Raw genomic sequence first — 25673 nt, forward strand, 5'->3', positions numbered from 1 at the left:
GAGGAGACCTCCCCCGCATGACCCTCGACCTGCGCATCTTCACCGAGCCCCAGCAGGGCGCCTCGTACGACACCCAGCTCGCCGTCGCCCAGGCGACCGAGAAGCTAGGCTTCAGCGCGTTCTTCCGTTCCGACCACTACCTGGCGATGGGCGGCGACGGCCTGCCCGGCCCCACCGACTCGTGGACCACCCTGGCCGGCATCGCCCGTGAGACGTCCACCGTGCGGCTCGGCACGCTGGTGTCCTCGGCGACCTTCCGCCTGCCGGGGGTCCTCGCCATCCAGGTCGCCCAGGTCGACCAGATGTCCGGCGGTCGCGTCGAGCTCGGCCTCGGCACCGGCTGGTTCGCCGCCGAGCACGCGGCCTACGGGATCCCGTTCCCCGACAAGCGGTTCGGGATCCTGGAGGAGCAGCTGGAGATCCTCACCGGTCTCTGGGGGACGCCCGCAGGCGAGACGTTCGACTTCTCCGGGACGCACTACACGCTGACGGACTCCCCGGCGCTGCCGAAGCCGGTCCAGGACCAGGTCCCGATCATCGTCGGCGGCGGGGGTCCGCGGCGCACCCCGGCGCTCGCCGCCCGGTTCGCGACCGAGTACAACCAGGCCTTCCCGGAGCTGGACGCGATCGGACCGCGGATCGGCGTGATCGACCAGGCGCTCGCCGACGCCGGACGGCCGGCGGACTCGCTGACGCAGTCCGTCGCGCTGGTGCTGGCGGTCGGTGCCGACGAGGCCGAGTTCTCGCGCCGCGCTGCCGCCATCGGTCGTGAGCCGGCCGAGCTGCGCGAGCACGGGATCGCGGGCACCGTCCCCGAGGCGGTCGACCGGCTGGCGTCGCTGCGCGACCAGGGCGTCGAGCGCGTCTATCTGCAGGTCCTGGACCAGCAGGACCTGGACCACCTGGACCTCGTCGCCCGGGAGATCGCGCCGCAGCTCTGACCGGCGTCTCGCCTATCCCGGTGCGGGCGAGGGGTCGGCTGACGGCGTCGCCGTCCCCCGGCCGTCGCCGTCGTGGAGGACGCTGAGGACCGCCAGGCGCAGGGTGTCGGCCTCGGCGGCGAGCCGCGGTCCGTCGGCGGGCAGCGCCCGTTCGACCGTGAGCCCGTTGAGGACGGTGCTGAGGAAGCGTGCGCGCTGGACGTCGTCGCCGGCCGGGATCGCTCCCTCGTCGGTGAGGACCGCCAGCCACTGCTCGATGCGGCGTCGTGCGCTGCGCTCGAGGGCGAGGTACGTCGTCGCCGCGCCGTCCGACGGCCGGGACGCCACGTAGGCCTGATAGGTCGAGCGCCACGTCTCTCGCGCCTTGTCCCCGGTGCCCACCAGGGTCAGGACCTGCTGGAGGCAGGCGACGAGGCGTTCGGCCGCGGGCCGCTCGCGGTCGTGGAGGGGGTCGCCCAGGAGCGCGACGTCGTAGATCCCGGCGACGACCGTGTCGAGCAGGTCCTGCTGCGTCGGGAAGAAGTGCCGGAGCGAGCCGGTGCTCACCCCGGCTCGTGCGGCGACCGCGCGGACGGAGAGCCGCGCCGTCGGGTCCTCCCCGACCATGGTCGCCGCCGCGACGAGGATCTTGTCGCGCGTGCTGTGCCCGTCGTTCTCCGACGTCGCCATCCTGCTCGCCCTCCGGACCTCGACTAGTACAGCGTGCTAGTCGGACTCGTCCCCGGGAGGTCCTCGGATGATCAAGCGCTGGCGTGAGCGACGACAGGCGAAGCGGGTCCAGCCCGGCGACGGCAGACCGTTGCCGCGCTACCGGTGGTGGCACGTCCGGTCCCGGTCGCTCTTCACCCTCGAGCTACCCGGCCAGGGCGGGGGACGTCGTCGTACGCCGTGGACGTGCGCCACCTGGGCGACGGGAGCGACGGCGAGGTGCGCGCGCGTCTCTACGTCGACGGCGCCCTGCACCTGGTGTCGAAGCTCCCCGCCCGGTTCCCGGTGCCGGGTGGAGCGGTCGAGGTCGCGGTGGGCGGCTTCGGCATGAAGCGGTGCCACTTCGTGGCCGCGGACGGCGCCGAGCAGCTGCTGGCCCCGCACCCACGGTCGGCCGAGGGGCGACGGGCCCGCCTCGACCGGGACCACCCGCGGACGAGCCGGAACCTCGGGGTGCTCTCGATCATGGCCGTGCTCGTGGGCCTCTGCGTGGCCTTGCCGGCGATCATCGAGCCGGTCTCGCGGATCCCGCCGATCGCCGAGTCCGTCGGCACCTTCGAGTCTCCGCTGGACCTCCCGCTGTGGGCCGAGATCACCGTGGGCGTCGCCGCCGTCCTCGGCAGCGTCGAACGTGCGCTCCGCCTGCGCTCCTCCTGGCTGGACAGCCTGGCCAGCTGACACGCCGAGCAGGGATTGAGGCCGGCAGGTTGCACAGAACGACCTGTGCTGTTTCCGGTTCGTGGAGGTTCTCGCAGCGAGCCCCTTTCACCCGTGACACCTCCGACGGCACGTTCTAGCGTCTGGCACCAGACGACGAGGTGGGTTCTCCGGCGAACGCCAGGGACCCACCTTCGTCGTTCCCGGGTGACCCCCGTGCAGTGCCGACCCGCACCCACCGTGGTTCGTGCTCTCGTGAGGAGACACGCTGATGCCCACGCTCGACACCCGCTCCACCCCGCCCCGGCTGCTCGACGCGGCGCTCCGGGACCCGAGCGCCACCGTTCACGGCGACCCCCGGTCCGCCGCCCGACGGCGGGACGCCAACGCCGCGGCGCACTCGCCGTCGCTGATGCTCGTCATGATGCTCGCGACCCTCGGAGCCGTCGCCTACGCCGTGTTCCTGCTCGACCCGGACCACCGGGGCGACTGGCTGCCCTACAGCCTGGTGATCGTCGCCGAGTCCATCCTGCTCGTCCTCGCGCTGCTGGCCATGTGGACGGTGCTCTCGTCGGGCTACGACCCGCGCGACTTCGCCTACCACCAGGCGCGCGAGCGACTCTTCGACGCCCCGCAGGTCCTGCGGGACCGCGTCACCGACGACCCGACCCGGTGGCAGCTCTACCTCGGCGACCGGCCCGTGGCCGTCGACGTCTTCGTGACCACCTGCGGCGAGGACGCCGACACCATCGCGCACACCGTGCGGGCCGCCGTCGCCGTCCACGGCGAGCACCGCACGTGGGTGCTCGACGACGGCCGGTCCGACGAGGTGCGCGACCTCGCGGCCACGCTGGGGGCCCGGTACGTCCGTCGGCTGTCCAGCGGTGGGCAGAAGGCCGGCAACGTCAACCATGCGCTGAGCCTCGCCAAGGGCGACCTGTTCGTCATCCTCGACGCCGACTTCATGCCGCGCCCCGAGCTGTTGGTCGAGACCGTCCCGTTCTTCGTGGGCGACGACGTCGCGTTCGTCCAGTCGCCGCAGACGTACGGCAACATGAACTCCCTCATCTCGCGGGGCGCCGGGTACATGCAGGCGGTCTTCTACCGGTTCGTGCAGCCGGGCCGCAACCGGTTCAACGCGGCGTTCTGCGTCGGGACGAACGTCGTCTTCCGCCGGGCGGCCGTGGACGACATCGGCGGGATGCACACCGACTCCAAGTCCGAGGACGTCTGGACGTCGCTCGCGCTCCACGAGCGCGGTTGGAGGTCGGTCTACATCCCGCAGACCCTTGCGGTGGGCGACACCCCGGAGACCGTCGTGGCCTACGCCAAGCAGCAGCTGCGGTGGGCCACCGGCGGGTTCGAGATCCTGCTGCAGCACAACCCGCTGTCCCCGCGCCGCAACCTCACGCTCGACCAGCGGCTGCAGTACTTCGTGACGTCCACGCACTACCTCTCGGGCATCGCGCCGCTGCTCCTGCTCCTCGTGCCGCCCCTCCAGATCTACCTCGGCCTCGCACCGATGCGCCTGGACGTCTCGGTCGGGACGTGGGCGTTGTACTACCTCGGCTTCTACGGCCTGCAGATCGCCATCGCGTTCTTCACCCTCGGGTCGTTCCGCTGGGAGGTCCTGCTGCTGGCCGCCGTCTCGTGGCCCATCTACGTCAAGGCGTTCTGGAACGCCCTGACGGGCAAGCAGCAGGCCTGGGCCGTCACCGGCCGGGTGGGCGGCGCCACCAGCCCGTTCGAGGTGATCGTCCCGCAGACGCTCTGCTTCGTGTTCCTGCTGGTCACCTCGGCAGTGGGGATATGGCAGTACTGGGGCGACCTGCTACCCAACCTGTCGGTGGCGTGGAACGTCACCAACACGCTCATCCTCGGCGGGTTCCTGCTCACGGCCGTGCGCGAGCACCGGGCCGTCGTCACCGGAGGTGTCGCATGACCTGGACCACCCGTCTCAAGCTCGCCGTCGGCGTCGTGGTGATCCTCGCCCTGTGCGCCACGCTCACCCTCGTCCTCAACCGACGGATGAGCCAGGCCACCTCGTCCCAGGCCACGATCGTGGCCGAGGAGATCGCGGTGGGGGCCGACTACGCCGGGACCATCGTCGAGACGCACGCCCAGGCGGGCGACGAGGTGGCCCAGGGCGACCCGCTGTTCACGATGCGCAGCCTGCTGCTGGCGCACGACCTGTCCGTCGGTCTGGTCTCCCGGCAGGCGGCGTCGTACGAGGTGAGCGGGTCGGGCAAGATGACCGTCGTCGCCCCCGTCGACGGCGTCGTCGCCGAGATCGCCACCACCCCGGGCGGGTTCGTCCAGTCGGGCGAGGTCGTCGCGTCCCTGTACCGCGCCGGGTCGACGGGGGTCGACGCTCGGCTGATGCTCGATCCGGCGGACTTCGCGCGGATCCGGCCGGGGTCGTTCGTCCGCATCACGCTGCCGGACCAGAGCGAGGTCCCGGGCGAGGTCGCCGCGATCGCCGTCAGCAACACGCGCAACCAGGCCGAGGCCCAGGTGCTCGTCGACAGCGTGACGCTCTCGCAGCAGGCAGGAGCAGGGCTCGTCCAGCCGGGCACACCGGTGGTGGCCAGCGTCGAGCTGCACGACGACGGGCCGATGTCCGGCGTCGACGTCGCGTTCCAACGGTTCCTGCAGAGGATCGGGCTGTGAGCGGGCGCGCCGCCGCGCGCCTCACCGCCGCGTTCCTCGGCGCGACGCTGCTCGCGGGCTGCACGACGACGGCCGCACCACCGGCGGTCCCGTCCTCCGGTGCAGGCCTGACCGACGTCGCACCCCCCGCCGTCGACCCGACGGTGCTGCCGGTGGTGGACCGCGGGGACGTCCCGATGCGTCTCGCGGACGGGCTCGCGCCGCCGACCAACCGGTGGTTCTCCGGGCTGGTGTTCGGCGAGTCCCCGCAGCCGGTGTTCCCGCTGCCGCTGGCCGTGGGGCTGACCGCGTCCGGGTTCGCCTACGGACTGCCGCAGGTGCGCGGTGACGGCACCGTGCTGACGGGCCCGTACGCCCCGCAGGTGCAGATGGACCTGCGCGAGCCCGTCACCGGAGTCGTGTCGGTCTACGACCCGGCGACCGTGACGGTCGACCTGGTCGGCGGTGACGAGAGGGTCCTCGGGCGCCTCCACCTGACCCGCGGATCGCCGGTGCTGACGTACACCGCCCTGACGGACCAGGAGCTCGGGACCGGCATCGCCTTCGGCCGGGGAGCGGCCGGGTTGCCCGAAGACGTCGCCTCCACGGAGGTCGACGGACGCGCCCACGCACTGGTCGGTGCCGACGGCCTCGACGCGGCGGCCGCCCTCGACGCGGCCGGCACGGCCCTGACGCTGAGCGCGGGCGAGGCCGTGTCGTGGCTCGTCGCCCCGGACACGGACGACCCCGGCACGCTCGCCGAGCTCGTCGAGGCCGCGCGCGAGCCCGTCGTCCGCGCGGAGGTCGGCTACGAGAGCGACGCCGACGAGGTGACCACCTCCCTGACCTACGCGACGAGCTCCGGGGGGCCCGCCGTCGTCGTGCGCTGGCCCCACCAGCAGGACGACGCCGGCCCGTCCGAGGGGACCACGTGCGGTCTGGGCACCTTTGCCACCGTCCGCGGGACCGCCGAGGTGTGCCTCACGACGACCCTGGCGTGGCGCTCACCGGTCCGCGAGCCGGCGCGCGGGCTGGACCTGTCCGGTCTCGACGGGTCGGCACGGGAGGCGCTCGCGGACCAGGTGAGCGCGGATGCCGCGGCGGTGCTGGACGAGGTCAGGCCCGCGGACACGTACTTCGGCGGCAAGGCGCTGGCCCGCGACGCCCAGCTGTGGACGCTGGCCCGGGAGCTCGGGCTCGACGAGGTGGCGGCCGACCTGCACGCGAGCGTCGCGGCCGACCTGCGGACCTGGGCGGAGCCCGCGGGCTGCGCTGAGCGAGCCGAACGCTGCTTCACGTGGGAGCCGACGCTGCGCACCGTCGTGGGGCAGGCGACGTCCTTCGGCTCGGAGGAGGGCAACGACCACCACTTCCACTACGGGTACTTCCTCTACGCCGCAGGGCTCGTGGCGGCCGACGACGCCGAGCTGGCCCGTGACCTGGCGCCGGTGCTCGACCTGCTCGCTGCGGACGTGGCCGCAGTGACCGACGTGCCCGTGGAGGGTGGCGCGCCGATGCCAGGACTGCGGGTCCTCGATGTGGTGATGGGACACTCGTGGGCTTCCGGTCAGTCGCCCTTTGCCGACGGGAACAACCAGGAGTCCGCTTCCGAGGCGGTCTCGGCCTGGCACGGCCTGGCGCTGTGGGCCGAGGCGCGCGAGGCGGCGGGGCTCGACGACGATGGGCTGGACGAGCAGGCGCGCTGGATGCTCGCCCTGGAAGCGGCGTCGGCGCGTGCCTACTGGACGGACTTCGACACCGCCGACCCCGCGACCGCCGGCCTCGACGCCTCGGTGACGTCCCTGGTGTGGGACGGCAAGAGGGAGCGGGCGACCTGGTTCTCGACCGAGCCGAGCGCGGCGCTCGGTATCGTGGTGCTTCCGGTGACGGGCGTGTCTGCCTACCTGGGGGAGGACCGCGACCGTGTGCGGGCGAACCTCGAGGAGGCGCTGGGCACCGACGAGCTCTGGTCCGACCCGGACGTCTGGGACGTCCTCTTCGGCGACCAGCTCCTCATGTACGCGGGCCTGCTCGGGACCGACGACGCCGAGGCGGCGCTGGAGGTGGCGCGTGGTCTCCCGGGCGAGCGGATCGACGACGGCTCGACCAGGTCGTGGATGCTGGCCTGGCTGATGAGCCGCGCGGGATAGCCGGGGGTGGCGCGCCGCCGGACGCCGTTAAGGTGTGCCGTGGATTCACGGAACCTTCACGGACGGAGCGCACGCATGCAGTGGGGTTGGACCAAGCACGGCGACGGCCGGTCGATCGCTCCCGGCGCGACGGTGGCACCGGGGGAGCGGCTGTCCTGGCCGCGCACCATCGGCATCGGGGCGCAGCACGTCGTGGCGATGTTCGGCGCCACCTTCCTGGTGCCGCTGCTGACCGGTTTCCCGCCGTCCACGACGCTGTTCTTCTCGGCGGTCGGCACCATCGGCTTCCTGCTCCTCACCGGCAACCGGCTGCCGAGCTACCTGGGCTCGAGCTTCGCCTTCATCGCACCGATCAGCGCCGTGACGGCGTCGCAGGGTCACGCCGCGGCCGTCGGCGGCATCTTCGTCACGGGGGTGCTGCTGATGATCGTCGGTGCCGTCGTGCACCGGGCCGGGCCCCGTCGGATCGACGTCGTCATGCCACCCGTGGTGACCGGCGTCATCGTGGCGCTCATCGGCCTCAACCTCGCGCCGGCGGCCTGGGGCAACTTTCAGCAGTCACCGTCGACGGCGCTGGTCACGCTGGTCTCGGTGGTGCTCGTGTCCGTCCTGTTCCGCGGGATCCTCGGGCGGCTGTCGATCCTCGTCGGGGTGGTCCTCGGGTACGCCTTCGCGGTGTGGCGCGGTGAGGTCGACTTCACCAAGGTCGACGAGGCGGGCTGGCTGGGCCTGCCCGAGTTCACGGCGCCGAGCTTCGAGCCCAGCGTCCTGGGACTCTTCCTGCCGGTGGTGTTCGTGCTGGTGGCGGAGAACGTGGGCCACGTGAAGTCGGTCGCGGCGATGACGGGCCAGGACCTGGACGACCGCATGGGACGGGCGCTGTTCGCGGACGGTGTGGCCACCACGCTCGCCGGGACCGGCGGTGGCTCCGGCACCACCACCTACGCCGAGAACATCGGTGTCATGGCCGCCACCCGCGTCTACTCGACGGCCGCGTACTGGGTCGCGGGCGTCTGCGCGCTCCTGCTGTCGTTCTCCCCGAAGTTCGGCGAGGTGATCAACACCGTGCCGCCCGGGGTCCTGGGCGGGGTGACGACCATCCTCTACGGCATGATCGCCGTGCTCGGCTTCCGCATCTGGGTGCAGAACCGGGTGGACTTCGCCGACCCGGTCAACCTCACCACCGCCGCCGTGCCGCTGGTCATCGGTGTCGCCAACTACACCTGGGTGGTGGGTGAGCTGAGCTTCGAGGGCATCGCGCTCGGCACCGGGGCGGCGCTGGTCGTCTACCACGGCATGCGGGCGATCGGCCGCTGGCGCGGGACGACCCGGCCGACGCCGTCACCGGCCGAGGAGCACGACGGCGCGGCGAGATAGCGCGAGGTCGGGCGCGGGCGCGGGCACGAGGTCGGTGCGGGGCCTCAGGCCTCGGGCTGGCGGCCCAGGCCGTACTCGCGCTCGACGGGCTCCATGTCGGCGGCGGGGACGCAGCCGGGCAGGTTCTCGAGCGGCTGGTCGGCGGCGAGGGGAACCTCCTCGACGGGCAGCGGCTCGGCCCAGCCCGTGCCGATGACGAGATCCACGACCTTGCCCCCGCGGTCGTCCAGGATCAGCTCGATGTCGTCGAACTGCGCGGCCAGCGTGTAGGCCTGCACGATGCCGCTCGTGCCGTAGCGGATCTCCGACGGCCCCTCCACCTGATAGGTGAAGTCACCGGTGTCGCGGATGTCGAACCCGCGGTCGGACAGGACGTCCTCGCTGGCCCCGGCGAGGGCGAAGCGGTTGTCGGCCGCGTTGAAGATCCGGACCCGCACCTTGTCGTACGGCATCGGCAGCACGCCGTCGGGCGAGTCCTCGTCCTCGGGCAGGCAGGCGGGCGCCATGTGCTCGACGGCCGTGCTCGGGGTGTAGATCGGTTCCGAGACCGGCGAGTCGATCGTGTCCGTGTAGATGGCCAGGGCGCCCAGGCCGAGAACCACGAGGAAGGCGATGATGAGCCCGAAGACGACCGCCTGGCGCTCGTGCTTGCGCCGACGGCGGGCGACCCGCGCCGGGTCCTGGGCTGGTGATGTCACGCGAAGAAACTACCTGAGAATCGCGGATCCGGAGTGATCATCCGACGGCGAGGACGCGAGCGTGCAGGATCGGGCGCTGCTGGAGGGCGGCCCGGACGGCGCGGTGCAGACCGTCCTCGAGGTACAGCGTGCCCTGGTACTCCACGACGTGGGCGAACAGGTCACCGAAGAACGTGGAGTCGTCTGCGAGCAGGGCGTCGAGGTCCAGCGTGCGCTTGGTCGTGACGAGCTCGTCCAGGCGGACCTGGCGGGGCGGGACGTCGGACCAGTCGTTGGTGCTCTCGCGCCCGTGGTCCGGGTAGGGACGCCCGTCGCCCACGGCCTTGAAGATCATGGCTGTCATCGTAGAGGTGGGTGTCCGGGCCGACGTGCGTCTCAGGGCAAGAATTCGTCACGATGAGGTCACGATCAGGTCGTTCTCGACACGGTGTACACACCGCTTCGCAACGTTCACCCCGGCGACCGGCCTGTGACGTGACCGGCATCACACGATGTGGTGGTGCCGAGACCGCGACGGCGGCCCGCTCGTCGTGTGCTCACTCCTCGACGGGGCCGAGCCGAGGGCCGGCGACGAGCTGCACGGTGCCGCCGCGCGCACCGTGCAGCTCGAGCACCACGATCTCGTTGCCGGTGGCTCGCACCAGGGGCCCGGGCACGTACAGGGTGCCCGTCGGCCCGGCGCTCCAGTAGCGGCCGAGGCAGAAGCTGTTGACCCACACCACGCCCTTGGTCCAGCCGTCCAGCGCGAGGAAGTGGTCGGCGCCCTCGACGCTCGCGAACGTCCCGTGCGCCAGCACCGGCCCGGCCAGCGGCGCGTCCGGGGCCGACGGCGGCATCGGGCGGGGCGAGGCGGCACGCAGCGCGGACGTGACCTCCTCGCGCAGCGTCCCGTCGTCGTCGGCGAACCGCAGCGGCGTGACCTCCCAGCCGGTGAGCTCGCGCGTCGCGGTCCGTACGGGGCCGATGATGCCCTTGGGCTCGCCGATGCGTGGGCCGTAGTTGACGCGACCCTGGTCCTCGACGAGCACCTCGAGGCGGCCGGTACGAGCGGGCAGGGCGACGGCGGTGGTGTGCGTCGTGCGGTCCAGCAGGGCGACCGGCTCGCCGTCGAGCGTGACGAGCCCACGGTCCCGGACGTCCTCGACCACGAGGACGGCGTCGTCGGCCGCGATGCGAGCCCGGTATCGGACGAACCCCTCCCACGCGGCGACGTCGTCGTGCGTGGGCGGGTGGTGGCCGCGGTGCGTCTCGCCCAGGTCGTCGGCGACCTCGTCCAGCGGGACCCGGCGGTCGAGCGGGACGGTGAGCTCGGGGGTCGGCCCGGGCGGCGCGGGCAGCTCCTCGGGGACCGCCCGGTAGCGGGAGATCACCTCGCGCAGCGCGTGGAACGTCACCGTCGGCGCGCCGTGCTCGGCCAGCGGGGCGTCGTAGTCGTACGAGGTGGTGATCGCGCGGTAGGTGCCCTTGTCGTTCGCGCCGGACGTGAACCCGAAGTTCGTGCCCCCGTGGAACATGTAGAGGTTGACGGACGCGCCGGCGGCGAGGAGAGCGTCGAGGTCGCCGGCGTTGGCCTCCGGGGCGGTGACGTGGTGGTGCAGACCCCACGAGTCGAACCAGCCGTCCCAGAACTCCATGCACATCAGCGGGCCCGAGGGCTGGTGGCGGCGCAGCGTCGCGAGCCGTTCGGCCGTGCGGGAGCCGAAGTTCGCCGTCGTGAGCAGCTCGGGCAGGCTGCCGCGGGTGAGGTGCTCGTCGTTGGCCTGGTCGCTCGTGAAGAGCGGGACGTCGATGCCGTGACGGCGCAGCATCGCGGCGAGGGTGCGCAGGTAGTGCTGTCGCTCGTCCAACGGGCCGGCACCGTAGGCGCCGTACTCGTTCTCGACCTGCACCATCAGCACGGGGCCGCCGGCCGTGACCTGTCGGGGCGCCACGACCCCGGCCACGGCCGCGTAGTACTCCTCGATCGCCGCGAGGAACTGCGGCTCGGCGCGCCGCACGCCCACCGTCGGGTCGGTGAACAGCCGGCCCGGCAGCCCGCCGCCCGTCCACTCGGCGCAGATGTAGGGGCCGGGGCGCACGATGGCGTGCATGCCCTCGGCGGCGACGAGATCGAGGAACCGGCCGAGATCGCGGGGGCCGTCGGTGCGGAACTCGCCGCGGTCGGGGGAGTGGACGTTCCAGGCGATGTACGTCTCGATCGCGTTCAGGCCCATGAGCCGCGCCTTGCGGAGGCGGTCGGCCCACTGGTCCGGGTGGACGCGGAAGTAGTGCAGGGCGCCGCTGACGATCTGGTGGGGTCGGTCGTCGAGGAGGAAGTCCTGGTCACCGATCTCAAAGCGAGGCATGAATCGATTTAAGCATGGTGCCGGGTGATGTCGGAACGGGAAGGAGTCGCCTGGCCAGGGGCGCTTCCGAGGGGTCGTTGCCGGCGCATCCGTCGATGGCTAGCCTGGCCGTCGACATCGACGGCCATGTCGCTCGGCGCGCCCGTCGCGCGGCCCCGTCGGCAACGAACCCCTCGGGGGCTGGAGGGACGGAACATGGCGCGACCTCGGGTGCGCAACCTGCTGATCGTCGGACTGCTGGCGGGTGCGGTGCTCACCGGCTGCTCCGACGACGACCCGGCGCCGGACCCGGGCGGCACCGCCTCCCCGGACGCCGCGGCCACGGTGGAGCCCGACGGCGGCAGCCCGTCCGCCGAGGGCGCCGAGGACTCGACGCCCGAGGTCACCGACGGCGCCGGTGAGGACCCCGACGAGGGTGCTGGCGACGACGACACCGAGGGTGCCGACGAGAGCCCCGCCTCCGGCTCCCTGGCCGTCGAGGTCGAGGGGGAGGGGCCCTTCGGGCTGCTGACGGCGGACGGGCCGGACGGTGAGGCACAGGACTACTCGGGGATGCTCATCGCCGGGCCCGGGGGCTGCCTGGCGATGGAGGACGACGCACCGCCGCAGGTGCTCGTCTTCGCCGACGGGGCGGAGCTCGTGCTGCATGACGCCCGCCCGTCCGTGACCACGTCCGGGCTGGGCACCGTCCGCGTGGGCGAGGACTTCGACGTCACCGCCGTGCCGGTGCCGGTGGACGCGGTGGACGGGCTTCCCGACGAGTGTGCCGCGGGGGCGCAGGACGAGGTGCTCGTCGTCACGGAGTGACCGGCTCGTGAGGCGCCGGCAGCGCCGAGGTCCACGGCCGCCGAGCGTCCATGACGCGAAAGAGCCCGCCTCCTGCACGTGGTGCGGGAGGCGGGCTCGCTGCGGAGGATGGGGGATTCGAACCCCCGAGGGCGTGAACCCAACACGCTTTCCAAGCGTGCGCCATAGGCCGCTAGGCGAATCCTCCTCTGGTGCCGCCTCCGCACGCGGCGCAGGCAACCCCAGCAGAATAGCCGACGTGTGCGGTCTTCTCCGAATCGCGTCGGGGTGACCCTCGTCTCGGTCGGTACGAGGCCCCGGATCCGGTTTCGGATCCGGGGCCTCGTACCGTTAGGCTGAGGGCAGACCCCTCGTGCGGCATCACCTCGCCGAACTCCCCCAGGGCCGGAAGGCAGCAAGGGTAAGTGAGCTCTGGTGGGTGCGCGAGGGGTCCTTTGTGTCCCGCTGGCCAGCAGGTTCTTACATGGCGAGACGGTTGGCGCCCACATCGCGGGATTCTGGGCAGTTCGAGTTGGAGAAGTAGCCCTCGCGGTGTTCAAGTGGGGCCATGCACCGCTTCGACGTCACCGCACCCCGCACCGCGCGCACCACGCTGCGCGACCGGATGTGCCGTGCCGCGATGCGGAGCACCCGAATGTGCGTGCGCTGACAGCGCTCCGCACCGCCGTCGGACATCCCTGACGGCACCCTCTCTCCTTGCGCCCGCCGCGCGCTGATGGCCGCGGCCTGCCTGCTTCTCCTCTGTTCATGAACCGCCGACGGCGCCCCCTGCCGTCGTGCCCGTGGAAGGACCCACCCATGTCTGTGCGCTCCACCCTGCTCTCCGCCGGCGCCGCCGCCTCCGTCCTCGCTCTCGCCGCCTGCTCCGGGGGTGCCGAGGCCGCCGTCGCCGAGGGCACCGCCGAGGACCCGATCCGCATCGGCGTCGTCTCGTCCGGCGAGGCCTACTGGGACACGTTCGTCGACGCCGTCGACGCCGCGGGCATCACGGTCGAGATCGTGAACTTCTCCGACTACCAGCTCCCCAACCAGGGGCTCAGCGACGGTGACCTCGACCTCAACCAGTTCCAGCACGTCCAGTTCCTCGCGGGCTACAACGTGGCACGGGGCGACGACCTCACCCCCATCGGGGCGACCGCCGTCTACCCGCTGGGCCTGTACTCCACGACCCACGCGAGCCTCGAAGAGATCCCGGACGGCGGCGAGGTCGCCATCCCCAACGACGACACCAACCAGGCCCGCGCGCTGCTGGTGCTGCAGGAGGCCGGGCTCGTCGCCCTGCGCGACGGCGGCAACTCGTTCTCGACCCCGGCCGACGTCCTCGCCGACGAGTCCCGCGTGTCCGTCACCCCGGTGGACGCCGCGCAGACGGCGCTGGCGCTGCAGGACGTCGACGCCTCGATCGTCAACAACGACTTCGTCGGCGACGCCGGCCTCACCGCGGACGACGCCCTCTACTCCGACGACCCGGACGCCACGGCCGCCGAGCCGTACATCAACGTCTGGGTCTCCCGCGCCGAGGACGCCGACGACGAGACGCTGAACAAGCTCGTCGACATCTTCCACACCGAGGAGATCGAGCAGGGCGTCGTCGAGGCGTCCGGCGGCACCGGCGTCATCAAGGACAACGACGCCGCGGACCTGCAGGCCATCCTCGACGAGATCGAGACCAACCTCGCCGCGCAGTGACCGGATGCGCGAGGTAGCGCACCCCGTGCCGAGGTAGCGCTACCTCGCGCTGACCTGCGCTACCTCGCGCTGACCTGCGCTATCTCGCGCTGACCTGCGCTATCTCGCCGAAAGGACTGTCGTGAGCGAGCCCGTCATCAGCTTCCGTGACGTGGTCAAGGAGTTCCCCGCCGCGCGGGGGGCTCGTGGCCGCCGCCGGAGCGAGCCCGTCCGCGCCGTCGACGGCGTCACGCTCGACATCGCCGCCGGCGAGATCTTCGGGGTCATCGGCTACTCCGGCGCCGGCAAGTCCACGCTCGTGCGGCTCGTCAACGCGTTGGAGACGACGGCGGCGGGCTCCGTCGTCGTCGACGGCACCGACCTCACCGGGTTGAGCGAGGCGCGCCTGCGGCCGGTGCGGGCCGGGATCGGCATGATCTTCCAGCAGTTCAACCTGCTGCGGGCCCGCACCGTGTCCGGGAACGTCGCCTACCCGCTGGAGGTCGCCGGGTGGTCGCGTGCCGACCGGGACGCCCGCGTCGCCGAGCTGCTCGAGTTCGTCGGCATCGCGGACAAGGCCGGTGCGTACCCGTCGGCTCTGTCGGGCGGGCAGAAGCAGCGCGTCGGCATCGCCCGGGCGCTCGCCACGAACCCCAAGATCCTGCTGGCCGACGAGGCGACGAGTGCGCTCGATCCCGAGACCACGGCGGACGTGCTCGCCCTGCTGCAGCGGGTCAACCGCGAGCTCGGCATCACCGTGGTGGTCATCACCCACGAGATGGAGGTCGTCCGGTCCGTCTGCCACCGCGTCGCGGTCATGGAGCGCGGACGCGTGGTCGAGCTCGGCGACGCCTACCAGGTCTTCAGCGCGCCCCAGCAGGCGGTCACCCGACGGTTCGTGGGCTCCGCCCTGCGAGACGTGCCGTCGACGGCGGTGCTGGAGCGGTTGCGGCAGCGGCACGCCGGTCGCGTCGTCACCGTGCGGATCGACGAGGTCGCGGGCTCGTCGGCCCACGTGATGAGCGTGCTGGCGGAGCACGGGGTCGCCGGCACGATCGTCTACGGCGGGATCACCGAGGTGGCCGAGCGCCCCTACGGCTCGCTCACCCTCGAGCTGGTCGGGTCCGATGCTGCGGTGCACGCCGCGCTCGAGGGCCTGCGCGCGGTGACCGCCGTCGTCGACCACGGCACGGCGGCCGCGCCCGCTCACGAAGGGAACGACCGATGAGACCCGACCTGGTGCCCCTGCTGTGGGACGCGTTCGGCCAGACCCTGTTCATGGTGCTGATCACCCTGGCCGTCGGCGGGTTCTTCGGGCTGCTGCTCGGCCTCGGCCTGTACCTGACGCGCCCCGGCAACCTGCTGGCGAACCGTCCGCTGTTCGCCGTGCTCAACGTGGCCGTCAACATCGTGCGACCCGTGCCGTTCCTCATCTTCCTGGTCGCCATCGGCCCGCTGACGCGGGCGGTGGTCGGGACCACGATCGGCATCGAGGCGTTCACGTTCGCGATGTGCATCATGGCGGCGTTCGTGTTCGCCCGGCTCGTGGAGCAGAACCTCGTCTCGATCGACCCGGGAGTGATCGAGGCGGCCCGGGCGATGGGCGCCTCGCCGCTGCGGATCGTGCGGACCGTCGTCGTGCCCGAGGCGCTGTCGCCCCTGATTCTCGGCTACACGTTCCTGTTCGTCGGTGTGCTCGACATGTCGGCGATCGCCGGCTACCTCGGCGGCGGCGGGCTGGGCGACTTCGCGATCGTCCATGGCTACCGGCAGTACGACTGGGCCGTGACCGCGATCGTCGTGGTGATCATCATCGTGATCGTCCAGCTCGTGCAGTGGCTGGGGAACTCGCTGGCCCGGAAGGCTCTGCGGCGCTGACCGCCGAGTCCTCGACCGGACGCGGGCGAGCGACCCCGACCCGTCGCCGGTGCGGGACCACCTGACCCGCAACCAGAGCCAGCAGTGCCAGGCCGAACCCCACGAGCTGCAGCGGGTCCAGCGACTCGCCGAGCACCACGGCCCCCAGGACCGCCGCCGTCAGCGGCGACAGCAGGCCCAGGAACGCCACGGCGGGCACGGACAGCCGGCGGATGCCCGAGAACCAGAGGGCGTAGGCGACGAGCCCGCCGACGATCCCGAGCCAGAGGTAGCCGCCCAGCGCCGGGGCGTCCACCTGTGTCGGGACGCCCTCGACCAGCGCCAGCGGCAGCAGTGCCAGACCGCCCGCGGTGAGCAGCCAGCCGGCGAACGCCATCGGGCCGACACCGGGCGGCGGCCCCCACTTCTTGGTCAGCGTGACGCCGAGCGCCATGACGGCCGCGCCACCCAGGCCGGCCACGACGCCGACCGGGTCGAGAGCGGCGTCGGGGCCCAGGACGACGAACCCGACGCCCAGCACCCCGCCGGCTCCCCAGAGGAGCCGCCACCGCGACCACCGCTCGCCCAGGACGACGACGGCGAGAACGGTGGCGACGAGCGGTGTCGCGGCGCCCATCGTCGCCGCGACACCTCCGGGCAGGCGCTCCGCGGCGACGAAGAGCAGCGGGAAGAACGCCCCGATGTTGAGCACCCCGAGGACGGCCGCGCGCCACCACCAGGACCCGCGGGGGAGTGTTCGTGTGAGAGCGAGGGCGAGCAGCCCGGCGGGCAGGGCACGAGCGGCCGCGGCGAACACCGGGTGGTCCGGCGGCAGCAGCTCCGTGGTGACGAGGTAGGTGGTGCCCCAGACGACCGGGGTGAGCGCGGTCAGGGCCGTGGTGCGGAACAGTGGCGTGCCAGGGGCGTGCGGAACGGGCGTCGGTGACGTCGTCGTGCCCGGCGGCGGGGCGGTGGTGGCCATGCGCCCACGGTGCTCCCGGACGCCGTCATGAGTCCAACACATGCTTGTCACCGCATCTATCGTGGAACACGATAGATGGATGGAGCTGCAGCAGATGCGCTACGTGGTCGCCGTCGCGGAGACGGGGAGCTTCACCCGGGCGGCCGAACGGTGCTTCGTCGTGCAGTCGGCCCTGAGCCACCAGGTCGCCGCGCTCGAGCGCGAGCTCGGCGTCCGGCTGTTCGCCCGCACCAGCCGGCGGGTCGAGATCACGGCGGCGGGGGAGTCGTTCCTGGCCTCCGCGCGGGTCGCGCTGGACGCCGCCGAGCGCGCCGGCGTCGAGGCGGCCGCCGCGGCCGGCCGGGTGCGTGGGGCGCTGCGGCTGGGGATCATCCCCACGGTGACCGCTCTCGACGTGCCGGCCGCCCTGCGACGGTTCCGGTCGGCCCACCCGCAGGTGACGGTGTCCCTGCGCGTCGACGCCAGCGACGCGCTCGTCGCCGCCGTCCGGGCCGGGGAGTCCGACGTCGCGCTGCTGGGTCTGCCGGAGGGTCCGCCGCCGTCAGGCGTGCGCTCCCGGGAGCTGCTCCGGGAACGCTTGGTGGCCGCCGTCGGCCCGGACCATCCGCTCCGCGGGCGGGCGCGCATCGACCTCGCGGTCCTGGCGGACGAGACCTTCGGGGACTTCCCTGCCGGCTCGCCCGGCAGGGCGCAGAGCGACCGCGCGTTCGCCGCGGCCGGGCTGCGCCGTGAGGTCGCCTTCGAGGCGCCGACGAGCGAGGTGCTGCTCGGCCTCGTCCGCGAGGGGCTCGCGGTCGCCATGCTGCCCGAGGGGGTGGTCGCCGCCGCCGACGGCGTGGCCGCGCTGCCCGTGACGCGCGGCCCGGCGCGGGTCCAGTACCTCGCGTGGAGCGACCTCAACCCTCGCCCGGCCGCTCTGGCGTTCCTCGACCTGGTGGCCGACGCGTCGCCGTAGCGGGGAGTCAGGCATGCGGCGGTGACGGGCGATGTTCGACGACGTCGCACGGAGCTGCCGTCGCGGAGAGTCACGCATGAGGCGCTGATACATGACCGTCCGCGACGTCGGTCAGCCCTGCTGGGCCGCCATGATCGCCGCACCCATCGGCTCGGTGCCGTCGTGCACACCGTCGATCGAGACGAGCGCCTCGGCGACGTACCGCGCCACGTAGCGGGCTCCGGCGGTGGTGAAGTGCGTGTTGTCCTGGGCCAGGGCGTCGCCCACGGACAGGCCGGCCGCCGCGGCGGCGCCGTGCGGGAACAGCGCGGCCGACGCCGTCTCGCCGAGCCACGTGTACAGCCAGCGCGTGAACACGGTCAGGTCGACGACCGGCACGTCGAGCTCCTTCGCCAGGGCGCGCACGGTCGCGGGGTAGGGCCCGTGCGACCAGCGCAGCGACCGGTCGGCGGCGAACCAGCGGCGCTCGACGCTGGTGGCCAGGACGGGCCGGGCTCCGGCGTCGCGCACCTCGGTGACGAACTCGGTGAGCCGACGGCGGTACCCGCCCTCGGCGGCCAGGCCCTCGGGGTCCTTCTGGTCGTTGTGGCCGAACTGGATGATGACGGTGTCCCCGGGCCGCACCGCCTCCGTCACACGGTCCCAGTGGCCCTCCTCGCGGAACGACCTCGTGGTGGCACCGCCGATCGCGGCGTTGTGCACGGCGTCGTCGACCAGCGGGGCGAGCTCGTCCCCCCAGCCCAGCAGCGGGATCTCCGGGTGGCCCGAGGTGGTGCCGTGGTCGGTGGGGGCGACGGTGGAGTCGCCCGCGAGGTGGATCGTCATCGGTCCTCCGGTGGGTGATTGAATCGATTGAACAGTAGGGCGAGCCGGCTGCCGCGTCAACGCTCACACGTCGGTGAGGCGCCGCCACTGACGCACGACGACGGCGACCGCCACCGGTGCGACGGCCGCGGTCAGCCAGAGCGCCACCGGGGTGACCGACGCCGCGGCCTCCGGGCCCCCCGTCCCCGTCCACAGCGACGGCACGGCGTAGGGGAACCAGGCCCCGCCACCGACGAGGACGATCATCTGCGTCGCCGCGACGATCCCGATCAGCGCCCCGACGGTCCCCAGCGGGCTGCGGGTCGCCGTCGCCACCGCGGCGAAGGGCGGCGCCAGGCAGGCGGCGAGCAGCCCGGCCAGCAGGGCCCTCCCGGCCGACGCCCAGGCCGCGGCCGTGAACGGTTCGCCGCTCAGGGCCGCAGCCGCCGTCGACGCTGCGGCCGTCAGCCCGACCGCGAGGACCACGCACGCCGCCGCCCAGCCGAGCACCACGAGGCACCGCGCCAGCGCGATCGTCGACCGCGGTGTCGCGAGCCCGAACATCGCCCCCGCGCGTCCGTCGGAGAGCGGCTGGCCGAACGCCGCCGCGTACGCGAAGCCGCCCGCCATGAGGAGCCCGACCGACAGCACCTGCCCGGCCACGGCCAGGTGGGTCGCGGACAGCGGACCGTCCGCGTAGTCGGCGAGCTTGGCCGCGCCCGCCCCCACGACCGCGCCCGACCTGGCCAACGCCACCAGGCCGACCGCGGCGAGCGGGACGAGCAGCACCAGCAGCGGTGTCGTGATCCGCTGCACCGCCGAGCGGCGCCAGGCGAGCGTCTCCACCCGCAGCGCCGTGCCGAGCCCCGTCGTGCCGAGCCTCGCCGTGCCGAGCGCGGTCATGCCGCCGCTCCGGGCGTGGCCGTCCCGGCGTCCGCCGCGAGCACCCGCGCGAAGAACCGTTGCTCCATCTCCGGCCCCGGCGCGAGCTCGCCCACGTCCCGCCCGCCGTGCACGACGACGACCCGGTCGGCCACCCGTGCCACCTCGTCCAGGTGGTGGCTCGAGACCAGCACGGCCGCACCCTCGTCGGCCAGGGAGCGGACCAGCTCGCGCACGAGCACGACGCCGCGCGGGTCCAGGGCGGAGGTGGGTTCGTCGAGCACCAGCGCCGACGGGCCGTGCACCACCGCGCAGGCGATCCCGAGGCGCTGGGCGTTGCCGGCGGACAGCGTGCGGGCCCGGGCGTCGGCCCATGCGCTGAGGTCCAGGCGATGGACGACGGCGGCGCTCGCGGCCGGGACGTCGGCCCGGGCCACGCCCTGCAGCAGCGCGGCGGTGCGGACGTTCTCCGTGACGGCGAGGTCGGGTGAGACGAGCGCGGTGCCGACGACGTGGCCGAACCGGCAGGCCGCCGCCGTGCCCAGCACGGCAGGGTCCGCGCCGAGCACGCGGGCGGTGCCCTGCTCCGGGCGGAGTCGGCCCGTCAGGACGCGCAGCGCCGTCGTCTTGCCGGCGCCGTTGAGGCCCACCATCGCCACGATCTCGCCGGGTGCCACCTCCAGGGAGAGCCCGTCGAGCGCCGGCCGGTCGCCGAACCGGTGGCGCAGGTCGTGCAGGGTCAGCGAGGTCATGAGGTCCTCCCGAGAAGGTCCAGCGCCCGGGTGACGGCCGCGCCGAGGTGGAGCTCGTCGGACCGGCCGTGCGGGTCCGGCAGCATGAGCAGAGCGGCGTTGCACGCGCCGAGGCAGGCGGCCGCCGCGACGCCGGCGTCGAAGGGGTCGGCGCCGTCGGCCACCAGCGCCTCGACGATCGCCCGCTCCGTGTCCGCCGTGGCGGCGACGACGGCGGAGCGCAGCGACGGGTGCGCGGCGACCAGCCGGACGCGGCGCGCGGCCGTGGCGTCCTCGACGGGCTCGATGGTGCCGAGCGCCGCGAGCAGGCCGCGACGGACGCGCTCGACGGGTGCCAGGTCACGGGGCTGGGCGGCGACGGACCGGGCGATGAGCGGGTCGTAGGGGTCGGAGACGAGCACGGCGGCCTTGGTGGGGAAGTGCCGGAAGAAGGTCATCGAGGTGATCTGCGCCCGCGCGGCGATCTCGGCCACGGTGGTCGCGTCGTAGCCCTGTCGCTCGAAGAGGTCGAGCGCGGCGTCGAGGATGCGTGCCCGGGTGCGCAGCGCCCGCGGGCTCGGAGGGGTCACGGTGACCATGTTACTCACTAACATCTGGAGCGGCCACCGTCCGGCCGAGACGTGTCCCTGTCAGCCGCGGCGTCTATCGTGGCGTGCGTGACCACCGCTCTGTACCGCCGCTACCGGCCCGAGACCTTCGCCGAGGTGATCGGCCAGGAGCACGTCACCGCGCCGCTCATGCAGGCGTTGCGCAGCGGGCGCGTCAACCACGCCTACCTGTTCTCCGGCCCGCGGGGCTGCGGCAAGACGACCTCGGCGCGCATCCTCGCGCGCACGCTCAACTGCACCCGCAACACCCCCGAGAAGCCGCTCGACACCCCGTGCGGCGAGTGCCTCTCGTGCGTGGAGCTGGCGCGCGGCGGCTCGGGCTCGCTCGACGTGGTCGAGATCGACGCGGCCTCGCACAACGGCGTCGACGACGCCCGCGACCTGCGCGAGCGAGCCACGTTCGCCCCCGCGCGCGACCGGTACAAGATCTTCATCCTCGACGAGGCCCACATGGTCACCCAGCAGGGCTTCAACGCGCTGCTGAAGATCGTCGAGGAACCGCCGCCGCACATCAAGTTCGTGTTCGCGACGACGGAGCCGGACAAGGTCATCGGCACCATCCGCTCGCGCACCCACCACTACCCGTTCCGGCTCGTCCCGCCCGACGTCCTCGGGCCGTACCTCGAGGAGCTGTGCACCGCCGAGGGAGTCCAGATCGGCGGGGGAGTCGTGCCGCTGGTGACGCGCGCCGGCGGCGGCTCCGTCCGTGACTCGCTCTCCGTCATGGACCAGCTCATCGCCGGCGCGACCGGCGGGTCGGTCGAGTACGACACCGCCGTCGGACTGCTCGGGTTCACGCACGCCACGCTGCTGGACGACGTCGTGGACGCCCTCGCGGCGCGCGACGGTGCCTCGATCTTCCGGGTCGTCGACCAGATCATCGCCACGGGGCACGAGCCGCGCCGGTTCGTCGAGGACGTCCTCGAGCGGCTGCGGGACCTCGTCGTCATCGCGGTATCCGGGGACGCCGCCGAAGCGGTGCTGCGCGGCCTTCCCGCCGACCAGCTCGAACGCATGGCGGAGCAGGCCTCCCACCTCGGGCTCGCCGAGCTCTCGCGCGCCGCCGACCTGGTCAACTCCGCGCTCACCGAGATGACCGGCGCCACCTCGCCGCGCCTGCACCTCGAGCTGTTGTGCGCCCGCCTCCTGCTGCCCGGGGCCGACGACGGCGCCGATGGTCTCGCCGCGCGCATCGACCGGCTCGAGCGCGGCGCGATCGCCGCGGCACCGTCGGGGGCGCCCGTCGTCGCGGCGGAACGACCTGCCGGCAGCGACGCGATGGAGCAGCGGCCGACGGCGGCACCTGCGTCCGGCGGTCCCAGCCCGGCCGCCGGGGACGGAGCCGGGGGCGCGGCGACGTCGGGCCTGTCCGGTGCTGCGGCCGCGCGGGCCGCGCTGCAGCAGAGCCGCCGACCGGTCGCCAAGGACGCTGGGTCGACCGCCTCCGCGGCGTCGACCTCGTCAGTGGCCTCGGCCGTGCCGGCGCCGGCAGCTCCACCGGCACCGGCGACCGAGCTTGCACCGGCGACCGAGCCGGCAGCTGTGCCGGAGCCCGCACCTGCGACCGGAACCACCTCGGCGGACTGCGCCGGGGCGGGCGCTGCCGGGATGGACCGTACCGAGCCGGAAGGTGCCGGGGCGCGCGGTCCGGGTGCGCACGAGGCCGCGACCGACCGTGCCCACGCTCCGGGCGAGCAGCCGCCGGTCTCCGGCTCCACCGGCGAGCCCCCGTGGTCGGACGAAACTGCCGAGTCGGTGGCTGCCGAGCCCGCGGCCACCGAGCCTGCTGAGCCGGACGTTCCTGTTGAGCCGGACGTGCCTACCGAGCCGACAGTCGCCGCCGGCCACGCTCCTGACGCAGCGCCTGCACCGTCGCCGGGGTCGCCCGAGGTGACGGCAGAGCTCGTCCGGCGGCGCTGGGACGAGGTGGTCGCGAACCTGTCCAGCCCGGTCACCCGGGCCCTGGTGGGCCCCAACGCGCAGGTGGCCTCGCTGTCCGGTGGCGTGCTGCGCATCGCCTTCGACGCGGAAGGGATGGCCCGCACGTTCTCCGCGCAGCCGCGCCACGTCGACGCCGTGGTGGACGCCGTCTTCCAGACGCTCGGTGTCCAGGTCCGTCTCGAGGCCACGGTGGGTGCGCCCGGCCCGGCGGCGAGCCCGGCTCCCGCGCGGTCCGGCGGCTCTGACGTTGCTGCACCACCCGATGCCCCTCCCGCCGCCGACCCGTGGCCCGACGTCACCGCGCCCGGCGGCTCCCAGGGTGAGGCTCCGGACAGAGACTCCCCTGAGGTGCGACGCCGAGCGGTTCCCGGTGGCGACGCCCGTGCTGACGATCCGCGCGACGCCACCGTCGCACCGGCCGCACAGCCTGCACCGGGCGCTCAGTCCGCGGAGACCGCGCAGTCGGCGGCCGACGCTGCGGACGCGGCCTGGCTCGCCGGATCGTCCACCTCGCCGGACGGTGCGTCGTCCGCGCCGGCCACCGGTGCCGAGGAGTCGCCGGCCCGCGCGTCGCAGCGCACCGCGCTGCCGCCGTCGGCCCCGGCCCGAACGCCGCGCCAGGCGGCCGAGCAGGCCGCTGCCGCCTCGCACGCGCAGGAGCGTTCCGAGCAGCGGGCGCGCCCGTCGACGGGCGGGTACGACGACGCCTCCGACGACGACCCTGACATCGCCTCGACCGGGCTGGTCGGGGTGCCGCTCGTCGTCAGGGTGCTGGACGGCACGGTCGTGGAGGAGGTCGCGGACCAGCCGTGAGAATCGTCCACGTGGTGGCAGCCGTCATCGTGCGCGAAGGCCGGTTCCTCCTGGTGCGCAAGCACGGAACCCGCGCGTTCATGCAGGTCGGCGGCAAGCCGGAGCCGGGCGAGGAGCCGTTGGCGGCGCTCGTGCGCGAGTGCGCGGAGGAGATCGGGCTCGTGGTCGACCCGGCCGGCGTGGTGCCGCTGGGCCGCTTCAGCGCGCCCGCCGCCAACGAGCCGGACCACGTCGTCGTCGCGGACGCCTTCACCGTCGAGCTCCCGGCCGGGTTCGAGCCGGAGCCCCGGGCCGAGCTGGCCGAGCTCGTCTGGCTGGACCCCGCCGACCCCGTCACGACCCACCCGGTCGCGGCGCTCTCGGTCGACCTGCTCGCCCACGCCCGTTCCTGATCTCACCCTGCCCGCGAGCGTCTCTGTGCGTCCCTCATCGACTGCTGATGAGGGACGCACAGAGACGCTCGCGCGAGCCGTGCGGCACACTGGCCCCGTGCCGACGACGACGACATCAGCCCGCCTGCCCCGCACCGACCCGGAGGCCCAGGGGGTGGACCGTGCCGCGCTGACACGGCTGGTCGAGACGCTCGACGAGCTCCGTGACGTGCACAGCCTCATGGTGCTGCGCCACGGTGCCGTCGTGGCCGAGGCCTGGTGGCACCCCTACGCACCCGACGAGCCGCACACGATGTTCTCGGTGTCCAAGTCCTTCACGGCCACCGCCGTCGGTCTCGCCGTCGACGAGGGCCTGCTCGCCACCGACGACCGCGTGGTCGACCTGCTGCCCGAGGACGCCCCCGCCGACCCGGGCGACAACCTCGCCGCCATGACCGTCCGCGACCTGCTCACGATGACGTCCGGCCACGGCACCGACACGATGAACTTCACCCTGACGAACCTGCACGTGCCCGGGTCGAGCTGGGCGCGGGCGATCCTCGCCGCGCCGGTGACCCACGAACCAGGCACGCACTTCGTCTACAACACGGGGGCCACGCACCTCCTCTCGGCGATCCTCCACCGGCTCACGGGTGGCCGGCTGCTCGACTACCTCGAACCGCGCCTGCTGGTGCCGCTCGGCATCGCGGGGGCTACCTGGGAGCAGTGCCCGCGCGGCATCGACGTCGGTGGCTACGGCCTGCGGCTGACCACCGAGGACCTCGCCGTGTTCGGCCAGCTCCTGCTCCAGCGCGGCGCCTGGCGCGGCGAACAGCTCGTCCCGGCCGCGTGGGTCGACGAGATGACCAGCGCCCAGGTGCCCAACGGCCCCGACCAGAACGCCGACTGGGAGCAGGGGTACGGCTACCAGTTCTGGCGGTGCCGCGGTGGTGCGTACCGTGCCGACGGAGCGTTCGGTCAGTTCTGCGTCGTGTCGCCGGACCGCGACATGGTCGCGGTGCTCACGTCGGGCACCTCCGCGACGGCCGCCGAGCTCGAGGCGGTCCTCGAGGTCATGGGCGCCGTTGACCCCGTCGCCGACCCCGCCGGCCCCGGCACGGACGTGCCGTCCGACGGCGGGAGCCCCCTCGTGCGCGAGGACCACGCCGTCACGCTGCCCCGCGGCGCGTCGCACGTGGCGCTCGAGGACTTCGTGCGCGGCTCGACGTTCACGCTCGGGGTGCACGACGGCGAAGACCCGGGCACGCCGGACGGCCCGGTACCGGGAGCGCCGGACAAGCACGCGCCGTCCGTCCTGCGGTGGGACTCCGTGGGCATCGACCGGCAGGGTGACGAGATCGAGCTCGGCTGGACCCTCGCGGACAGCGACGAACGCCAGGTGGTGCGCTGCGGCGTCGGACGCTGGGCGCTGGGCCGCGCCCGGGTCGACCACGAGGAGGTGCCCGTCGCCGGGGGCGCCGCGTGGACGGCCCCGCACGAGCTGACGTGCCGCCTGCTGTGGCGCGGCACGCCGTTCGCCCTCGACATGCGCCTGACCTTCGGCGGGGACGGTGAGGGCCGCCGGGTCGAGGTGGCCGTCGACCAGAACGTGTCGTTCGGCCCGACGACGTTGCTCCGCGCCACCGGGATCGGCGCCGCACGCTGAGCCCACCCTCGCCGTCGGTGTCGGCGCCCTCGCCCTGCTGAC

The 25673-nt window shown here is 73.3% G+C and carries 23 protein-coding genes, 1 tRNA gene and 1 other RNA gene; 15 read left to right on the forward strand and 10 right to left on the reverse strand.

Annotated features, from left to right (window positions below; translation table 11 throughout):
• Positions 1–17 precede the first annotated feature (17 nt).
• A complete protein-coding gene (locus tag UQW22_RS08065; protein ID WP_407320388.1) occupies positions 18–941 on the forward strand; it encodes an LLM class F420-dependent oxidoreductase in 924 nt (307 codons plus the stop codon).
• 12 nt (positions 942–953) lie between these two features.
• On the opposite strand, the gene UQW22_RS08070 is transcribed toward UQW22_RS08065, so the two are convergent.
• Positions 954–1610: a TetR/AcrR family transcriptional regulator gene (locus tag UQW22_RS08070; protein WP_407320389.1), complete on the reverse strand. Its 657-nt coding sequence runs from the start codon at positions 1608–1610 to the stop codon at positions 954–956.
• 225 nt (positions 1611–1835) lie between these two features.
• Between UQW22_RS08070 and UQW22_RS08075 the strand changes: the two genes are divergently transcribed.
• The 5 genes from UQW22_RS08075 (at position 1836) to UQW22_RS08095 (ending at position 8482) form a co-directional block, all read left to right on the forward strand.
• The gene (locus tag UQW22_RS08075; RefSeq protein WP_407320390.1) at positions 1836–2327 is read left to right on the forward strand and encodes a hypothetical protein; all 492 of its coding nucleotides are present in this window, start codon (positions 1836–1838) and stop codon (positions 2325–2327) included.
• Positions 2328–2577: 250 nt separating this feature from the next.
• Complete coding sequence (locus UQW22_RS08080) at positions 2578–4248, forward strand: glycosyltransferase (protein ID WP_407320391.1); 1671 nt, start codon at positions 2578–2580, stop codon at positions 4246–4248.
• Entirely contained in the window at positions 4245–4976 is a 732-nt protein-coding gene (locus UQW22_RS08085) for an HlyD family efflux transporter periplasmic adaptor subunit (RefSeq protein WP_407320392.1), read from the forward strand. The genes UQW22_RS08080 and UQW22_RS08085 overlap by 4 nt, the downstream gene beginning before the upstream one ends.
• Positions 4973–7105: a glycosyl hydrolase gene (locus UQW22_RS08090; RefSeq protein WP_407320393.1), complete on the forward strand. Its 2133-nt coding sequence runs from the start codon at positions 4973–4975 to the stop codon at positions 7103–7105. Before UQW22_RS08085 ends, UQW22_RS08090 begins: the two co-directional genes overlap by 4 nt.
• 75 nt (positions 7106–7180) lie before the next feature.
• On the forward strand, positions 7181–8482 hold the full coding sequence (locus tag UQW22_RS08095; RefSeq protein WP_407320394.1) for a uracil-xanthine permease family protein: 1302 nt from the start codon (positions 7181–7183) through the stop codon (positions 8480–8482).
• A 44-nt stretch (positions 8483–8526) separates the two neighbouring features.
• On the opposite strand, the gene UQW22_RS08100 is transcribed toward UQW22_RS08095, so the two are convergent.
• From UQW22_RS08100 to UQW22_RS08110, 3 genes are all read right to left on the reverse strand, one after another.
• A complete protein-coding gene (locus UQW22_RS08100; RefSeq protein WP_407320395.1) occupies positions 8527–9180 on the reverse strand; it encodes a LytR C-terminal domain-containing protein in 654 nt (217 codons plus the stop codon).
• Between the two features lie 37 nt (positions 9181–9217).
• Complete coding sequence (locus UQW22_RS08105; RefSeq protein WP_407320396.1) at positions 9218–9514, reverse strand: type II toxin-antitoxin system VapB family antitoxin; 297 nt, start codon at positions 9512–9514, stop codon at positions 9218–9220.
• Positions 9515–9716: 202 nt separating this feature from the next.
• On the reverse strand, positions 9717–11525 hold the full coding sequence (locus tag UQW22_RS08110; RefSeq protein ID WP_407320397.1) for a glycoside hydrolase family 35 protein: 1809 nt from the start codon (positions 11523–11525) through the stop codon (positions 9717–9719).
• 195 nt (positions 11526–11720) lie between these two features.
• Here UQW22_RS08110 and UQW22_RS08115 point away from each other — a divergent pair, with 195 nt between their 5' ends.
• The gene (locus UQW22_RS08115; protein ID WP_407320398.1) at positions 11721–12332 is read left to right on the forward strand and encodes a hypothetical protein; all 612 of its coding nucleotides are present in this window, start codon (positions 11721–11723) and stop codon (positions 12330–12332) included.
• A 102-nt stretch (positions 12333–12434) separates the two neighbouring features.
• Here UQW22_RS08115 and UQW22_RS08120 read toward each other — a convergent pair.
• Positions 12435–12519: transfer RNA gene (locus tag UQW22_RS08120), tRNA-Ser, on the reverse strand.
• A gap of 154 nt (positions 12520–12673) precedes the next feature.
• Here UQW22_RS08120 and ffs point away from each other — a divergent pair.
• The 4 genes from ffs to UQW22_RS08140 all read left to right on the forward strand — a co-directional run bounded on the left by ffs (position 12674) and on the right by UQW22_RS08140 (position 15878).
• Positions 12674–12770: signal recognition particle sRNA small type (gene ffs / locus UQW22_RS08125), an RNA gene on the forward strand.
• Positions 12771–13130: 360 nt separating this feature from the next.
• A complete protein-coding gene (locus UQW22_RS08130; protein ID WP_407320399.1) occupies positions 13131–14021 on the forward strand; it encodes a MetQ/NlpA family ABC transporter substrate-binding protein in 891 nt (296 codons plus the stop codon).
• Between the two features lie 121 nt (positions 14022–14142).
• A complete protein-coding gene (locus UQW22_RS08135; protein WP_407320400.1) occupies positions 14143–15228 on the forward strand; it encodes a methionine ABC transporter ATP-binding protein in 1086 nt (361 codons plus the stop codon).
• Positions 15225–15878 carry a methionine ABC transporter permease gene (locus tag UQW22_RS08140; protein WP_407320401.1) on the forward strand — a complete coding sequence of 218 codons (654 nt, stop codon included), beginning with the start codon at positions 15225–15227 and terminating at the stop codon, positions 15876–15878. The genes UQW22_RS08135 and UQW22_RS08140 overlap by 4 nt, the downstream gene beginning before the upstream one ends.
• Here the strand turns inward: UQW22_RS08140 and UQW22_RS08145 are convergent.
• A complete protein-coding gene (locus UQW22_RS08145; RefSeq protein WP_407320403.1) occupies positions 15811–16839 on the reverse strand; it encodes an EamA family transporter in 1029 nt (342 codons plus the stop codon). The two genes, UQW22_RS08140 and UQW22_RS08145, sit on opposite strands and share 68 nt — an antisense overlap.
• A 79-nt stretch (positions 16840–16918) precedes the next feature.
• On the opposite strand from UQW22_RS08145, the gene UQW22_RS08150 reads away from it, so the two are divergent.
• Entirely contained in the window at positions 16919–17794 is an 876-nt protein-coding gene (locus UQW22_RS08150; RefSeq protein WP_407320404.1) for a LysR family transcriptional regulator, read from the forward strand.
• Positions 17795–17905: 111 nt separating this feature from the next.
• On the opposite strand, the gene UQW22_RS08155 is transcribed toward UQW22_RS08150, so the two are convergent.
• The 4 genes from UQW22_RS08155 to UQW22_RS08170 all read right to left on the reverse strand — a co-directional run bounded on the left by UQW22_RS08155 (position 17906) and on the right by UQW22_RS08170 (position 20810).
• Positions 17906–18619, reverse strand: coding sequence for a rhamnogalacturonan acetylesterase (locus UQW22_RS08155; protein WP_407320405.1), 714 nt, complete (start codon positions 18617–18619; stop codon positions 17906–17908).
• Between the two features lie 63 nt (positions 18620–18682).
• Positions 18683–19501 carry a hypothetical protein gene (locus UQW22_RS08160; protein WP_407320406.1) on the reverse strand — a complete coding sequence of 273 codons (819 nt, stop codon included), beginning with the start codon at positions 19499–19501 and terminating at the stop codon, positions 18683–18685.
• Positions 19498–20232, reverse strand: a complete 735-nt coding sequence (locus UQW22_RS08165) for an ABC transporter ATP-binding protein (protein WP_407320407.1) — start codon at positions 20230–20232, stop codon at positions 19498–19500. Before UQW22_RS08165 ends, UQW22_RS08160 begins: the two co-directional genes overlap by 4 nt.
• On the reverse strand, positions 20229–20810 hold the full coding sequence (locus tag UQW22_RS08170; RefSeq protein WP_407320408.1) for a TetR/AcrR family transcriptional regulator: 582 nt from the start codon (positions 20808–20810) through the stop codon (positions 20229–20231). Before UQW22_RS08170 ends, UQW22_RS08165 begins: the two co-directional genes overlap by 4 nt.
• 78 nt (positions 20811–20888) lie before the next feature.
• On the opposite strand from UQW22_RS08170, the gene UQW22_RS08175 reads away from it, so the two are divergent.
• The 3 genes from UQW22_RS08175 to UQW22_RS08185 all read left to right on the forward strand — a co-directional run bounded on the left by UQW22_RS08175 (position 20889) and on the right by UQW22_RS08185 (position 25631).
• Positions 20889–23594, forward strand: coding sequence for a DNA polymerase III subunit gamma and tau (locus UQW22_RS08175; protein WP_407320409.1), 2706 nt, complete (start codon positions 20889–20891; stop codon positions 23592–23594).
• Complete coding sequence (locus UQW22_RS08180) at positions 23591–23986, forward strand: NUDIX hydrolase (protein ID WP_407320410.1); 396 nt, start codon at positions 23591–23593, stop codon at positions 23984–23986. Before UQW22_RS08175 ends, UQW22_RS08180 begins: the two co-directional genes overlap by 4 nt.
• Before the next feature lie 97 nt (positions 23987–24083).
• Complete coding sequence (locus tag UQW22_RS08185; RefSeq protein ID WP_407320411.1) at positions 24084–25631, forward strand: serine hydrolase domain-containing protein; 1548 nt, start codon at positions 24084–24086, stop codon at positions 25629–25631.
• Positions 25632–25673: the final 42 nt, after the last annotated feature.

Source organism: Isoptericola halotolerans (assembly GCF_045689585.1).
GTDB classification, from domain to species: Bacteria; Actinomycetota; Actinomycetes; order Actinomycetales; family Cellulomonadaceae; genus Isoptericola; species Isoptericola halotolerans_B.

Excerpts from the sequence above, each read along its gene's own strand:
- UQW22_RS08065 (WP_407320388.1), top strand. The coding sequence starts at position 18 with ATGACCCTCGACCTGCGCATCTTCACCGAGCCCCAGCAGGGCGCCTCG.
- UQW22_RS08070 (WP_407320389.1), bottom strand. The coding sequence starts at position 1,610 with ATGGCGACGTCGGAGAACGACGGGCACAGCACGCGCGACAAGATCCTC.
- UQW22_RS08080 (WP_407320391.1), top strand. The coding sequence starts at position 2,578 with ATGCCCACGCTCGACACCCGCTCCACCCCGCCCCGGCTGCTCGACGCG.
- UQW22_RS08085 (WP_407320392.1), top strand. The coding sequence starts at position 4,245 with ATGACCTGGACCACCCGTCTCAAGCTCGCCGTCGGCGTCGTGGTGATC.
- UQW22_RS08095 (WP_407320394.1), top strand. The coding sequence starts at position 7,181 with ATGCAGTGGGGTTGGACCAAGCACGGCGACGGCCGGTCGATCGCTCCC.
- UQW22_RS08105 (WP_407320396.1), bottom strand. The coding sequence starts at position 9,514 with ATGATCTTCAAGGCCGTGGGCGACGGGCGTCCCTACCCGGACCACGGG.
- UQW22_RS08110 (WP_407320397.1), bottom strand. The coding sequence starts at position 11,525 with ATGCCTCGCTTTGAGATCGGTGACCAGGACTTCCTCCTCGACGACCGA.
- UQW22_RS08115 (WP_407320398.1), top strand. The coding sequence starts at position 11,721 with ATGGCGCGACCTCGGGTGCGCAACCTGCTGATCGTCGGACTGCTGGCG.
- UQW22_RS08130 (WP_407320399.1), top strand. The coding sequence starts at position 13,131 with ATGTCTGTGCGCTCCACCCTGCTCTCCGCCGGCGCCGCCGCCTCCGTC.
- UQW22_RS08140 (WP_407320401.1), top strand. The coding sequence starts at position 15,225 with ATGAGACCCGACCTGGTGCCCCTGCTGTGGGACGCGTTCGGCCAGACC.
- UQW22_RS08145 (WP_407320403.1), bottom strand. The coding sequence starts at position 16,839 with ATGGCCACCACCGCCCCGCCGCCGGGCACGACGACGTCACCGACGCCC.
- UQW22_RS08150 (WP_407320404.1), top strand. The coding sequence starts at position 16,919 with ATGGAGCTGCAGCAGATGCGCTACGTGGTCGCCGTCGCGGAGACGGGG.
- UQW22_RS08155 (WP_407320405.1), bottom strand. The coding sequence starts at position 18,619 with ATGACGATCCACCTCGCGGGCGACTCCACCGTCGCCCCCACCGACCAC.
- UQW22_RS08160 (WP_407320406.1), bottom strand. The coding sequence starts at position 19,501 with ATGACCGCGCTCGGCACGGCGAGGCTCGGCACGACGGGGCTCGGCACG.
- UQW22_RS08165 (WP_407320407.1), bottom strand. The coding sequence starts at position 20,232 with ATGACCTCGCTGACCCTGCACGACCTGCGCCACCGGTTCGGCGACCGG.
- UQW22_RS08170 (WP_407320408.1), bottom strand. The coding sequence starts at position 20,810 with ATGGTCACCGTGACCCCTCCGAGCCCGCGGGCGCTGCGCACCCGGGCA.